13 protein-coding genes are annotated in these 11,844 nt (G+C 61.8%); 1 reads left to right on the top strand and 12 read right to left on the bottom strand.

The features are described from left to right. The 8 genes from BGP00_RS10245 to BGP00_RS10215 form a co-directional block, all read right to left on the bottom strand. The coding region (locus BGP00_RS10245) for a DnaB-like helicase N-terminal domain-containing protein (RefSeq protein WP_292925745.1) at positions 1-240 on the bottom strand (240 nt) is incomplete at its 3' end. Continuing rightward, positions 233-598, bottom strand: a complete 366-nt coding sequence (locus BGP00_RS10240; RefSeq protein WP_292693675.1) for a hypothetical protein — start codon at positions 596-598, stop codon at positions 233-235. The genes BGP00_RS10240 and BGP00_RS10245, both read right to left, overlap by 8 nt. After that, positions 591-773: a hypothetical protein gene (locus BGP00_RS10235; protein WP_292693672.1), complete on the bottom strand. Its 183-nt coding sequence runs from the start codon at positions 771-773 to the stop codon at positions 591-593. The genes BGP00_RS10240 and BGP00_RS10235 overlap by 8 nt, the downstream gene beginning before the upstream one ends. Positions 774-776: 3 nt before the next feature. Next, on the bottom strand, positions 777-953 hold the full coding sequence (locus tag BGP00_RS25380) for a helix-turn-helix domain-containing protein (RefSeq protein WP_366522340.1): 177 nt from the start codon (positions 951-953) through the stop codon (positions 777-779). Between the two features lie 94 nt (positions 954-1,047). After that, positions 1,048-2,793, bottom strand: coding sequence for a hypothetical protein (locus BGP00_RS10230; RefSeq protein ID WP_292693670.1), 1,746 nt, complete (start codon positions 2,791-2,793; stop codon positions 1,048-1,050). A 104-nt stretch (positions 2,794-2,897) separates the two neighbouring features. After that, positions 2,898-4,634 (bottom strand): hypothetical protein, encoded by a 1,737-nt coding sequence (locus BGP00_RS10225; RefSeq protein WP_292693668.1) that lies wholly within the window; start codon positions 4,632-4,634, stop codon positions 2,898-2,900. Positions 4,635-4,715: 81 nt separating this feature from the next. Beyond that, a complete protein-coding gene (locus BGP00_RS10220; protein ID WP_292693664.1) occupies positions 4,716-6,017 on the bottom strand; it encodes a site-specific integrase in 1,302 nt (433 codons plus the stop codon). Between the two features lie 181 nt (positions 6,018-6,198). Then, the gene (locus BGP00_RS10215; protein ID WP_292693662.1) at positions 6,199-6,957 is read right to left on the bottom strand and encodes a methyltransferase domain-containing protein; all 759 of its coding nucleotides are present in this window, start codon (positions 6,955-6,957) and stop codon (positions 6,199-6,201) included. Positions 6,958-7,036: 79 nt separating this feature from the next. On the opposite strand from BGP00_RS10215, the gene BGP00_RS10210 reads away from it, so the two are divergent. Beyond that, on the top strand, positions 7,037-7,807 hold the full coding sequence (locus tag BGP00_RS10210) for a helix-turn-helix transcriptional regulator (protein WP_292693660.1): 771 nt from the start codon (positions 7,037-7,039) through the stop codon (positions 7,805-7,807). On the opposite strand, the gene BGP00_RS10205 is transcribed toward BGP00_RS10210, so the two are convergent. The 4 genes from BGP00_RS10205 to cysD are packed head-to-tail and all read right to left on the bottom strand — an operon-like array spanning position 7,792 to position 11,713. After that, positions 7,792-8,544 (bottom strand): 3'(2'),5'-bisphosphate nucleotidase CysQ, encoded by a 753-nt coding sequence (locus tag BGP00_RS10205; RefSeq protein WP_292693657.1) that lies wholly within the window; start codon positions 8,542-8,544, stop codon positions 7,792-7,794. The genes BGP00_RS10210 and BGP00_RS10205 overlap by 16 nt on opposite strands. Further along, on the bottom strand, positions 8,544-8,795 hold the full coding sequence (locus BGP00_RS10200; RefSeq protein ID WP_168603118.1) for a DUF2061 domain-containing protein: 252 nt from the start codon (positions 8,793-8,795) through the stop codon (positions 8,544-8,546). Before BGP00_RS10200 ends, BGP00_RS10205 begins: the two co-directional genes overlap by 1 nt. Positions 8,796-8,840: 45 nt before the next feature. Continuing rightward, positions 8,841-10,793, bottom strand: a complete 1,953-nt coding sequence (cysN, locus tag BGP00_RS10195) for a sulfate adenylyltransferase subunit CysN (RefSeq protein WP_292693653.1) — start codon at positions 10,791-10,793, stop codon at positions 8,841-8,843. Beyond that, the gene (gene cysD, locus BGP00_RS10190) at positions 10,793-11,713 is read right to left on the bottom strand and encodes a sulfate adenylyltransferase subunit CysD (RefSeq protein WP_292693649.1); all 921 of its coding nucleotides are present in this window, start codon (positions 11,711-11,713) and stop codon (positions 10,793-10,795) included. The genes cysN and cysD overlap by 1 nt, the downstream gene beginning before the upstream one ends. Positions 11,714-11,844 lie beyond the last annotated feature (131 nt).

Genomic DNA, 11,844 nt, shown 5'->3' with positions numbered 1-11,844 from the left:
CGCCTGCATGGCCGGATCGTCAGTGAAGTGGGGTTTGATCGTGATGGGCGACACCGACCGGCCAAGCGCACTTTCGCGGGTGATGGCCTCAAAAATCCGACCATGCAGCGGTTCGATGAAGTCGGGCCCGGTCAGGCGATCAGCGGCGGCCTCGATGGCGCGGTTGTCCATCAGCAGCGTGCCCAGCAAGGCCGCTTCGGCCTCGATATTACCCAGCATGGGGGACGGCGCTTCACTCATTGTTGCGCCCTTCCATCTTTGCAGCCAGCGACTGCATCACATGTTCGGCGGCAACGCCAAAGGGCATCGCGTCCCGCCCGGGGCCATATTCCGGCAGAACCCAGACGATGGCCTGCCTGCCGGATGGGTTGGCGCGTGTGCGGCCTGAATCGACCACGGCGCGGGCGCTGACCAGTTCCGAGATGCGGGGCTGAATGCCCCATCGGTCATGGCCTGAGGCGTCGACGACTTCCAGCGCGGTCATGCCGCGTTCCCCTGCGCAGTGGATCAGGCGATAAGCAAGGGCGCGCAGGCGACCCGCTACGGGGTCGATGGCAGCATATGCTGCGCGACTGGTGCGGGTGCGGCGATTACCCATGGTGCGCACCTCCGAAGGCCAGCGCAGCCACGATGGCGGCGGTTTCGAGGGGAAGGGCGTACCGGCTGGCAAGGTGTTGCGCGCGGAAAGCGGAGAGGGTAAAGGTATCGCAGGAAATGCCGCCACAGCTATTCCGCGAAGCCCCGACCGCAAGGTTCGGGGTTTTCGTTTTCATGACTCAGGCCTCCCCCGAAATGAGGGCGGTCAAGGCACTGGCGGGAATTATGGTTCGGCCGCCAACGCGGACGGCCCGCAGACGCCCGGCTGCGATGTGGCTGTAGATCGTGCTCTTGGAAAGGCTTGTCGCCTGCACCGCCTCCCGGATGCTGTAACCGACTTTTGGGGTGTGGTTCATTTCTTTGGTCCCACTTTGCGTTGGCGATGCGCCTTCGCTTCGTGGTGGACCAATTAGGCCGGATTTGGCTGGCCTTGGACCGGGGGAATGCGGCTTACCGGGGGGATTGTGAGAGTCCCCCCTCCCATAGATGCGCGATCATGCGTTCGATGTGGCGCGTATCCCTCGGCTTGCCGGTTTTAGGGTTGCGGGGCAGATCAGCGACGATTGAGGCCGCCGCCGATCCTTTTGAGATGCCCGGTTGAGCGGCACGCATGGATGCGGCTTGCCCGATAATATCATCATGATTGAGCTTGCGATTGGCGGGGACATTCCCCCCCGCGACGACGTGCCCCGGACCTTCGGGCTGGAATGCTTCCACCAAATTCTTGCGCCGTATTGCAACGTCGAAAGCCCAAGCCGTTAGCTTCTGCTTCGCATCCACCAGTACGGTTTCGCCATCATGCCATACCACGGTGCCGCCGCGCCAAATGCTAGGCTGTAGATCGGTTGCCACCGCGCCTTTGCGCAATCGACCGGAGGTGCCGACATGGCCGCACTGAATTGCATTCAATAGCTCAGCCTCGGCATCCCTCCCGGACTTGCAGAATTGCGTTGCCATGAAGGCTTGAGCGCCAAGGATGATGGTCGGATCGCGGTCGCCGCCGCCGCGCCCAAACCATTCGCGCGCCCAATATCGCAGCGTTGCGATGTTGTTGGTGTCGCGGCTCCCAATCCATGCGATTGCCTCGGGCCACGTCCACCATTCATCCCGGCTGGCCAGTTCGCTTAGTCGCTGCAATTCCGGCAAACTCTCGGACCCAAAATCATCCCAAACAATCGGGCCATCGTCGGTTTGCGCGGGGTGAGCGACAGCAATGCTGGCTTTCGGCTGGAAATGAGCCATCAGCGCCGCACGATCCACGGCGACATTCATGTAAAGATCGCGGCGCTCGCTCGCCTGTAGGTGAGTGTCATTGGTAGCCCGATATTGCCGCTTGAGGCCGTGGCCGAAATATAGATGGTCGTGGCCGTCGATCATGATTTGCTGATAATCGCGCAACGCTAGCGCATCGATCACTTCCGTTCGCGTGCCCTTGTCGCTGTAAGACTCAACATGCCGACCAATAAATGTAACGTGCTGGTCCGCACCAGCTTTCAGCAATTGTGCTGCGGCATTTTCAACCATTCGCATCGCGGCCTGCAAGTCACCGTTGCAAAGCCGATGCCAATGAATGGCTCTCAAGAATCTGTCCGCGTCCAGCGCCTGGCCAAAAGCTATCCATGTGACGGCCTCTGAAAGCGGGACGTGCGCACCAGTCGATGGCAGGCGTTGAGTGATAGCCTGCGGCTCGCTGGCCGTGTCCGGTAAATCGGATATGGGCAATCCTTCGATGCTTGTAGCCTCACCCGATTGCAGCCAGCCGTCAAAATCCGATTGTGGAATTGCCCAGCCAGCACCACTCCACGCTTGCCAATCATCTGGCCAAAGCGGGTCCAGATCGAATGGCCCAATAAACAGCGCATTCCGGAGAACGGATTTGCCGCCGAAAGCGGATCGGGGCAGTTCCCGAAATTCTCCACTTTTGAACAGGGATGCGCGCAGCCGACCAGCCAAGAGCGCGCGCTGAAATGCTGAGATCAATCGTTCCGAGAATTTTTCGGCCAGCGTGTATTCTTCAGGCGACTGCCCGAAGTGCGGCCCCCAAAAATCTGCATTAACGGGATCATGCCACGGGGCCGGATCGCAACCGTCGTGCCGCTCAAGCAACAAACCGCGAAGGCGACCAAATGCAAGATGCCCGTCAATCCAACCGGCAGGCAGCCCTTTAATCCAGCCGGAATCCCCGTTGTCGTCCATACCGCCTCCCTAGCGGTTCCCAAAAGTTGAGCGGGGAAGCACGTGGGAAGCGTGCTTGTCGGATGGCCGTCCTATCCCCGCCCCACAATGTAAGTGCACCGTGCCTACTTATCCAGATCAGGCCCGCCAGTTCGGCGTTCATCAGTGATAGCAATGCCGCCGATCAAACGACGCAGATCGCCCATCACGTGAGTGAAGGCATTCAATTCCTCGCCGTGCTGATGGGCCAGTTTCATCTTTTCCAGCACGTGCGACAAATCGGGAGCCGGAATGGCAAACAGCTTTTCCAGCGCCGCGTAGAACACATCTCCAGCTGCATCGGCAGCTTTTTCGGCGGCCGTAAGGTCTACCTCGGCAGCGGCGGCAAAACCTGTATTTGGCAGGGGTAAATCTGGACGAATCGCCGCGCTCTCTGGCGGCCTGCCCAATGCAAGTACGATCTGGCGGATCAAGCGACATGCGGTGGTCTGTCCATCATTGAGGCCTTCAAGATCGCCTCCAATGATCGACAAAACCGCCCGGGCCTTGATCGGGGCATTCTCTTGCGTTGTCGGAAGAGCCTCAATTTCGCGCCATACGCGCATCGACCATTGCTCCCAGCGTTCGGTTTCGCTGGCCGGAAAGCCCTCGGTATCGACTTGCTGTGCCAGAGCATCAACGGCGTCGAGCTCGACGAAATAAGCACAGGGGCTCGCCGCCTTGCCGAACAACCGATCAAGTTCCGCCAAGATCATGTCAAAAACCTCAGGCGCGATGACAAAGTCCTCGCTCAGCCGCCTTTGCAAACTGAGCTTCCATCGAAGGGCATCCAGATCGGGGGCAGGCATGTCCATCAGTGCGCGTTCTAGGTCGATTCGCACCCCCTGCAATCGCTCTATTTCTCTGTTCACATCATGGGGCACATATTCGTTGGGAAATTTCGCCATCAGCGCCCGGCGCTTTTCACCAGTCTCATGCGTGTACCCGTGGATACCGACCATCGCTTCAAATTCGTCCTGGCGCTTTTGGGTAGGGCTCCAGACGTCGGCATCATAGGTATCCTCGGCTGCCTTTGCCGTTTGGTAAGCCTTGAAGAGTTGATCCCAGCCGTTCCGTTCGGTTTCATCCGCTGCGCTGTTGTCGGCCAAATCCGGCTTTGTGCAGGATGCCGCCGACAATGCGGGTTTCGCCAGGCTGTCCAGATCCGCCTGGAATGCTTGGAGCCACTCGTCCGGGCGCCCCCATGTTTCCCAATGCTTTTGAGACAAGCCAATTTTATAAGACAACGCCTGAAGTGAGGGCGCGCGGACATTTTCTACAAGGTGATCCAACGCCTCGCAGCAAGCGTCCCGAGCCGCATCTGAAAGTGGATCGCTTTTGCGAAGGGCGTTCGAACATGCCTGCGCGGCCTCATATTCGGCGAGCGCACTATCCCAATCCTTTGGGCGCTGTGTGGCCAGAACTGGTGCGAATGCGTGCGTCATGTCCATGTCGTGCGATCCCTCTGGTAAGTCGAGGGAATGCCCACCCGACAGAGCGGGAATGCCAGCAGTTTCGCTAACCTTTTCCGAAGGGATAGCGTTCAGATCGGGTTGCCGTGTCTTTTCCAGTGAAGTGGGCGAAAGGCCGGCCCGCGTCCGGATATGTGTAACCACTGCGGCGCGCTGCTGATCGGTCAATTCGCGCAGCATGGCATGTGCGGGACTCTGTCCCGGTGCAAGTTCTTCGCATGCGAGGCAGAAACTCGTCTGGCTCTTTGTGGCCAGATAGTTGCCGCCCACTGATTCAAAACGGGACAGCCAAACGGCAACGTCGAAGGTAGCCGCAGGCGCGGCGGGCGTGATAGGGGCATTGTCAGCCATGATCGTCTCTCCATAAGACGGTTTGTGGTCAGGGCCGGTCGGGAAGGTAGTAGCTCCCGGCTGGCCCGCTTGTTTTCCGGGCTATTCTCCCGAAACTCGTTGAAGGGGTATGACGTTGCCAGCCGCCCCAGTCAGCGAGGGGGCAATATACGCCCCCCAGCCGTCAAACAGTGCGCGGCGCATCGCCAAATAATCGGCGCGGTTGTATGCCTTTTCGACTGAGGTGCCGACCTTGTGCGCAATGGCCAGTTCCGCAACGTTCCACGGAATGTGCGGCATCTTCTCACCGGCCCACGAACGGAAGGAGGTGCGGAAACCATGCACCGCCTCATTGCGTTTAGCCTGCCGCAGCACTTTGGTCAGCGACATATCGGACAGCGGCTTACCCTTCTGACCGGGGAAGATCAGCCCGGCCCTCAATTCCTTGTGCGGCTGGAAGCGTTCCAGCAGGGCGATAGCGGCATCAGACAGCGCAACATCATGCGCCACCTTCTTTCCTTTCATAATGGTTGCGGGACAACGCCACTCCCTCGCCTCCAGGTCAATTTGCTCCCATGCGGCGGCACGGATCGACCCGGACCGATTACCCGTCAACATGGCAAACAGCATGGCCGCTCGGCTGGCAGACAATTCCTTCGCCCATTGGTCGGCAAAGAATGTGGGGCAGTCGGCATAAGGCATAGCCTTGAAATGGCCGCCGCCGGATTGCTTGGACAGGCCAGAGCGCATCTCGCGGGCATCCGGCAGAGCATCGGTGCGCCAGCCGCGCGCCTTGGCGAACGCAAGCACCTGACCAATGCGGGCACGGACCTTGCGCGCCATTACGGGCTTGGTAGTCCAGATCGGTGCCAGCGCCAGAATAATGTCGGACGCGCCGATAACATCGACCTTCAACGTCCCCAGCTTGGGCACCGCGTGCTCTTTGAGCGAAGCAAGGAAGGCCTTGGCGGTCTTTTCGCTCCAGCCGGGCTCAAGCGCCCCGTGGGTCTTTTCTACCGCCTCGGCAAAGGTGGGCACCTCGCGGCGCTCCTTGTCCCGCTCGGCAACGGGATCAGCCCCGGCCTTGGCCAGTTTACGCAGCACCCGCGCCTTTTCCCGCGCCTCGTCCAGTGTGAGTGAAGTGCGAAGCATCAGCGACACATCAGCCAGAGGATCATCACCGCCGAATGCCTTGCGGTCGATCCGCTCCAGATCGACACTTCCAAGGCCAATATCGCGGCTGCGCTTGTTTACCTGAACGCGCAGCACCCACACCTTTGCGCCGCTCGGTTTCACCAGCAAGCTCAAGCCTTCGCCATCAGACAGCCGGGCATTCGTCGGCTTGCCGTCAGCGCCCCTGCCAGGCTTGGCATTCTTGACCTTTACCGCGTTGAGCTTGCCCATTGTTCGTTACCTCATCCGTTACCAAGTTCTAGGCTGGTTTCGGATGAACGTCAATGGACGGTATGGGTCAAAGATCCAGCAAAATAAGGTGATACATAGACGGCATTTTTTGCGGCTGGTCAGGAGTTATAATCCTTGCAGGGCATCCAACTCTCCTCTCATCGCTGACGAATTAACGGCCTCAGGCCGCCGTCAGCATGATTGTGTCCAGCGTATAGGACCCATCCTCCTCGATTCCGAAATGCTCGGCCACTTCCTGACTGGCGCGGGTCTGGATGTGGCGAATCGCGGCCATGGCGGGGGCGGGCGTGCGCATCCGGGCGGTCCACGCGGCAAATTCCATGCGCAGGCGGCCCTGCTGCTGATCTGTCACTGTAAAGCCCGCTTCGGCCAGCATCGCGGCCCATTGGCGCGCGCTGTAATTGCGCCCGTGCGAGGGGTCGCGCAGCACTTCGATGGCCTGCAGATGGGTGTCGGCGGCGGCCAGCGGCGGGGCGATCACATCGGCAAATACCGCCATCCCGCCCGGACGCAACACGCGGCGCGCTTCGGCCAGACCGCGCCTTACATCGCGCCAATGATGCGCGGAAAAGCGGCAGGCGAGGAAATCGAAGCTGTCATCGGCAAAGGGCAGAGCCTCGGCGGCGGCGCGCACGGTGGTGATATGGGCGATGCCGCGCCGGGCGGCTTCAGCCTCGACCGCCATCAGCATGTCGGCCGACAGATCACAGGCGGTGACGCGCGCGGCATGGGGCGCCATGGCATAGGCCACGTGCCCGCCGCCGCAGCCCAGATCGAGCGCGTGAACAGGGCGCACCTGCGCGGCCATGGCGGCGATATGGATCAGGTCTGCGCCCTGCGCGTGGGTGGTGCTGGAAACGTAATCCTGCGCGGTGGCGCCGAACTGGTGCTGGACCAAAATGTCGTGGCGGGTGGTCATGGCTTTCTCCTTCGCCGCCGGGATGACGTCGGATTTAACCTGTTACAATGGACATAATTATCCTGTTATAAGGCTTGCCATGCTGGATGAGGAACATCGCAATCTGCTGGGCGCCTTTGTCCGCGCCCGCCGGGAAAGCATTGCGCCCGATACGCCTGAACGCCGCCGTCGCCGCACGCCGGGCCTGCGTCGCGAGGAACTGGCCGACCGCGCCGGGATCAGCGTGACATGGGTGACATGGATCGAGCAGGCGCGCGAGGTGCGCGCCTCGGCGTCAACGCTGGCCCGTCTGGCCGAAGGGCTGAGTCTGACCGGGGCGGAGCGGGCCTATCTCTTCACACTGGCCGCGCGGGAGGATCCGCGCGATCCGTTTCTGCCCGCCACGCAGGCCCCGGCGGCGATTGCGGCCATGGTCGAGGCGCTGCCCTGGCCCGCCTATGGGCTGGACCCGGCGTGGAGCGTGTGCTGCGCCAATGCGGGCGCGCGGGACCTGTTCGTCGGCCTGTTCGATGAAGAACCGGCCAATCTGCTGCGCTATATCTTCACTCATCCAATGGCCCGCGCGCTGCTGCCCGACTGGGACGAGCGATGCCACCGGGTGCTGGCCGAATTTCGGCGCGATTACGGGCGGGTGCTGGGCGATCCGCGCGTGGCCGCGATGGTGGAGACCCTGATGGCCCAGAGCGCCGATTTCCGGGAGGCCTGGGCGCAGCAAAAGGTGCTGGCGCGCGAGGGCGGCACGCGCCGCTTCCAGCATCCCTCACGCGGGGCGCTATGCTTTACCCAGCACACTCTGGCCGAGGTTGAACGCGGCGATTTCCGGCTGGTGGTGCTTCAGCCTTCTGCCTGAAAGCGCACCACTTCGGCCAGAACCCGCTCCGCATGTTCGGGGCGGCAGATCAGCAGGTCGGGCAGATAGGTGTCGCGCTGATTATAGACCAGCGGCGATCCGTCAATCCGGCTGCAATGCAACCCATGGGCCAGAGCGACCGCCACCGGCGCGCAGCTGTCCCATTCGAACTGTCCGCCCGAATGCAGGTAAATGTCGGCCTCGCCGCGAATTACGGCCATGGCCTTGGCGCCCGCGCTGCCCATCGGGACGAGTTCGGCGCCCAACTCTCCAGCGACGAACACCGCCTCGGCCGCAGGGCGGGTGCGGCTGACCACCATGCGCAAGACCTCGGGCGCGGGGGGCACGGCCACGGGGGCATCGCTGCGATAGACGGCATCCGCGCCCGGCAGCGCCACGGCGCCCAGCACCGGCACGCCATCGACCGCCAGACCCACATGCACCGCCCAATCGGCCCGCGCCTCACCATATTCGCGCGTGCCGTCGACGGGATCGACGATCCACACGCGCGATTGGTCGAGCCGCTCGAAATTGTCCTTTTCCTCTTCGGACAGCAAGCCGTCCTCGGCTCGCGCCGCGCGCAGGGCGTGGACGAGGAACTGGTTGGCCGTGGCATCGCCCGCCTTGCCCAGCGCCTTGCCTGTCACCAGCCCGCTGTCGCGCACGGTGATCAGCAATTGCCCCGCCACGCGCGCCAGTTCAGCGGCCAGATCAGCATCACTCATAGTCTGGGGCATCAGATTTCCGCCGCCGGATCATTGGGGGCGGCGCGCTGCGCGCCCCAGTTGATCGAGCTCCACACACGTTCATGGAAGTAATAGAGCAGCACCTTGGTGATGATCTCGGTGCTGGCGATGGCGCCCGCTGTCTTGGCATTGCCGGAGAACAGCCAGCTGAGAATGAACGTGTCGATGCTGCCCAGAACGCGCCAGCTGATACCCTTGATCAGCGAGCGGCTATGGGATTCATGGCCATTGAAGAGCAACATCTTCTACTTCACTCCCAGCTTTATTATGCCCGAACCCATAGCGGCTCAGATTTCCGGCATCCAGTAGTCACCGAGCAATTTGGCGACGATCAGTTCGGCGGCGTCGGCCGGGCTGATCTTAGTGGTGTCGATGCGGATTTCGGGGTTTTCCGGCGCTTCATAGGGGCTGTCGATCCCGGTGAAGTTCTTGAGCGCCCCCGAACGGGCCTTTTTGTACAGGCCCTTCACATCGCGCGCCTCGGCCACGTCCAGCGGCGTGTCGATGAAGACCTCGAAGAATTCGCCCTCCGGCGTCAGGCTGCGCGCCAGTTCGCGTTCGGCGCGGAAGGGGCTGATGAAGGCGGTCAGCACGATCAGGCCCGCATCCGTCATCAGACGCGCCACCTCGCCCACGCGGCGGATGTTTTCGATGCGGTCGGCCTCGGTAAAGCCCAGATCCTTGTTCAGCCCGTGGCGCACATTGTCGCCATCGAGCAGGAACGTGTGCTTGCCCAAAGCATGGAGCTTCTTTTCGACCAGATTGGCGATGGTGCTCTTGCCCGAACCCGACAGGCCGGTGAACCACAGCACGCCGGGGCGCTGGTTCTTGATTTCGGCGCGGGCCTCGCGCGTCACGTCCAGCGCCTGCCAATGCACGTTCTGGGCGCGGCGCAGGCTGAAGTGCAGCATGCCCGCCGCCACCGTGCTGTTGCCGATCTTGTCGATCAGGATGAAGCCGCCCAGCGCGCGATTGTCGGCATAGGGTTCAAACGTGATCGGGCGGTCGGTGGTGATCTCGGCCACGCCGATGGCATTGAGCTCCAGCGTTTTCGCCGCGCAATGCTCCATCGTGTTGACGTTGATCGTATATTTGGGCGCCTGCACCGTGGCCGAAACCATCTGCGTGCCGATCTTGAGCCAATAGGCGCGGCCGGGAATCAGCGCATGATCGGCCATCCACACCACGCTGGCCTCGAACTGATCGGCCACCTGCGGCGGATTGTCGGCCAAGGCAATGACATCGCCGCGCGAGCAGTCGATTTCGTCAGCAAAGGTCAGCGTGACCGACTGGCCTGCGACGGCTTGCAGCAAATCGCCGTCCAGCGTCACGATGCGCTCCACCGTGCTGGTCTTGCCGCTGGGCAGGACGCGGATGGCGTCGCCCGGGCGAATGCTGCCGCTGGCGATCAGGCCCGCAAAGCCGCGGAAGTCGAGGTTGGGGCGGTTGACCCATTGCACCGGCATACGGAAGGGCTTGGCCAAATCGCGCGTGGTGTCGACCTCGACCGTTTCGAGATGATCGACCAGGCTGCGCCCGAAATAGGCCGGGGCGGCATACCAGGGCGTGTTGTCCGACAGGGTGGTGATATTGTCGCCCATATAGCCCGAGATGGGCAGGGCCACGAAGTCCTCGATGCCGATGCTGCTGGCAAAGGCGCGGTAATCGGCGACAATCTCGTCAAAGCGGGTCTGGGAATAATCGACCAGATCCATCTTGTTGACCGCCAGCACGATGTTGCGGATGCCGATCAGGTGGGCGAGGAACGAGTGGCGGCGGGTCTGCGTCAGCACACCCTTGCGCGCGTCGATCAGGATCACGGCGAGGTCAGCCGTCGAGGCCCCCGTCACCATGTTGCGGGTATATTGTTCATGGCCGGGCGTATCGGCGACGATGAACTTGCGCTTTTCGGTGTTGAAGAAGCGATAGGCGACGTCGATCGTGATGCCCTGTTCGCGCTCTGCGGCCAGACCATCGACGAGCAGGGCGAAATCGATGCCCTGACCCTGTGTGCCGACCTTTTTGGAATCGGCCTCAAGGGCTGCGAGCTGATCTTCAAAGATCATCTTCGAATCGTACAGCAACCGCCCGATCAGCGTCGATTTGCCATCGTCCACGGACCCGCAGGTGATGAAGCGCAGCATCGTCTTGTGCTGATGCGTGTCGAGATAGGCGTCGATGTCCTCGGCAATCAGCGAGTCGACGACGTAAACCGGTTCCGGATGGGTGGTATCGGTCATCAGAAATACCCCTGCTGCTTTTTGACTTCCATGCCTGCGCCGCCCGCATCCTTGTCGATGGCGCGCCCCTGCCGCTCGCTGGTGGTGGTCAGCAAGGTTTCCTGAATGACTTCGGGCAGGGTCCTGGCGCTGCTTTCCACCGCGCCCGTCAGCGGATAGCAACCCAACGTGCGGAAACGGATCGAACGCATCACCGGCACTTCGCCGGGCTGCAAGGGGAAGCGGTCATCATCGACCATCAGCAGCATCCCGTCACGCTCCACCGTCGGGCGTTCCTCGGCGAAGTAGAGCGGCACGATGGGGATGTCGTTGAGGTGGATATATTGCCACACGTCCAGCTCGGTCCAGTTGCTGATCGGGAAGACGCGGATCGATTCGCCCTTGGCCTTCTTGGCGTTGTAAAGGTTCCACAATTCCGGGCGCTGGTTCTTCGGGTCCCAGCCGTGGCTGGCGGTGCGGAAGGAGAAGATGCGCTCCTTGGCGCGGCTCTTTTCCTCGTCACGCCGCGCGCCGCCAAAGGCCGCGTCGAAACCATATTTGTCCAGCGCCTGCTTCAACCCTTCCGTCTTCCACATGTCGGTGTGGAGAGCGCCATGGTCGAACGGGTTGATCCCGCGCTCCTTGGCCTCGGGGTTCTGATAGACCAGCAGTTCCATCCCCGACAGTTCGGCCATTTTGTTGCGCAGGTCATACATCGCGCGGAATTTCCACGTCGTGTCCACATGCAGCAGCGGAAAGGGCGGCGGCGCGGGATAAAACGCCTTGCGCGCCAGATGCAGCATCACCGCGCTGTCCTTGCCCACCGAATAGAGCATCACCGGGTTCTCCGCCTCGGCCACCACCTCGCGGATGATGTGAATGCTCTCGGCCTCCAAGCGCTCCAAATGCGTGAGCGTGGATCGGGCCAAACCTTGGGACATGGGTTCACTCCGGGAATTGCAATAAGGCGCCAAACGGCTTGGGCAGCCTACTACACGCGGCAGGGCGCAATTGGCCCCATGGCTTTTCTATCGCGGCCCAAAGCTATCTTTTGCGTTTTGATGACGCTTAT

The sequence above is a fragment of the Novosphingobium sp. 63-713 genome (genome assembly GCF_001898925.1).
Taxonomy (GTDB): Bacteria; Pseudomonadota; Alphaproteobacteria; order Sphingomonadales; family Sphingomonadaceae; genus Novosphingobium.
This window is presented reverse-complemented; position numbering and strand designations above follow the sequence as displayed.

What these genes read in the sequence shown, in the direction of transcription:
- BGP00_RS10240 (WP_292693675.1), bottom strand. Translation starts at nt 598, where the DNA reads ATGGGTAATCGCCGCACCCGCACCAGTCGCGCAGCATATGCTGCCATC.
- BGP00_RS10235 (WP_292693672.1), bottom strand. Translation starts at nt 773, where the DNA reads ATGAAAACGAAAACCCCGAACCTTGCGGTCGGGGCTTCGCGGAATAGC.
- BGP00_RS25380 (WP_366522340.1), bottom strand. Translation starts at nt 953, where the DNA reads ATGAACCACACCCCAAAAGTCGGTTACAGCATCCGGGAGGCGGTGCAG.
- BGP00_RS10230 (WP_292693670.1), bottom strand. Translation starts at nt 2,793, where the DNA reads ATGGACGACAACGGGGATTCCGGCTGGATTAAAGGGCTGCCTGCCGGT.
- BGP00_RS10225 (WP_292693668.1), bottom strand. Translation starts at nt 4,634, where the DNA reads ATGGCTGACAATGCCCCTATCACGCCCGCCGCGCCTGCGGCTACCTTC.
- BGP00_RS10220 (WP_292693664.1), bottom strand. Translation starts at nt 6,017, where the DNA reads ATGGGCAAGCTCAACGCGGTAAAGGTCAAGAATGCCAAGCCTGGCAGG.
- BGP00_RS10215 (WP_292693662.1), bottom strand. Translation starts at nt 6,957, where the DNA reads ATGACCACCCGCCACGACATTTTGGTCCAGCACCAGTTCGGCGCCACC.
- BGP00_RS10210 (WP_292693660.1), top strand. Translation starts at nt 7,037, where the DNA reads ATGCTGGATGAGGAACATCGCAATCTGCTGGGCGCCTTTGTCCGCGCC.
- BGP00_RS10205 (WP_292693657.1), bottom strand. Translation starts at nt 8,544, where the DNA reads ATGCCCCAGACTATGAGTGATGCTGATCTGGCCGCTGAACTGGCGCGC.
- BGP00_RS10200 (WP_168603118.1), bottom strand. Translation starts at nt 8,795, where the DNA reads ATGTTGCTCTTCAATGGCCATGAATCCCATAGCCGCTCGCTGATCAAG.
- cysN (WP_292693653.1), bottom strand. Translation starts at nt 10,793, where the DNA reads ATGACCGATACCACCCATCCGGAACCGGTTTACGTCGTCGACTCGCTG.
- cysD (WP_292693649.1), bottom strand. Translation starts at nt 11,713, where the DNA reads ATGTCCCAAGGTTTGGCCCGATCCACGCTCACGCATTTGGAGCGCTTG.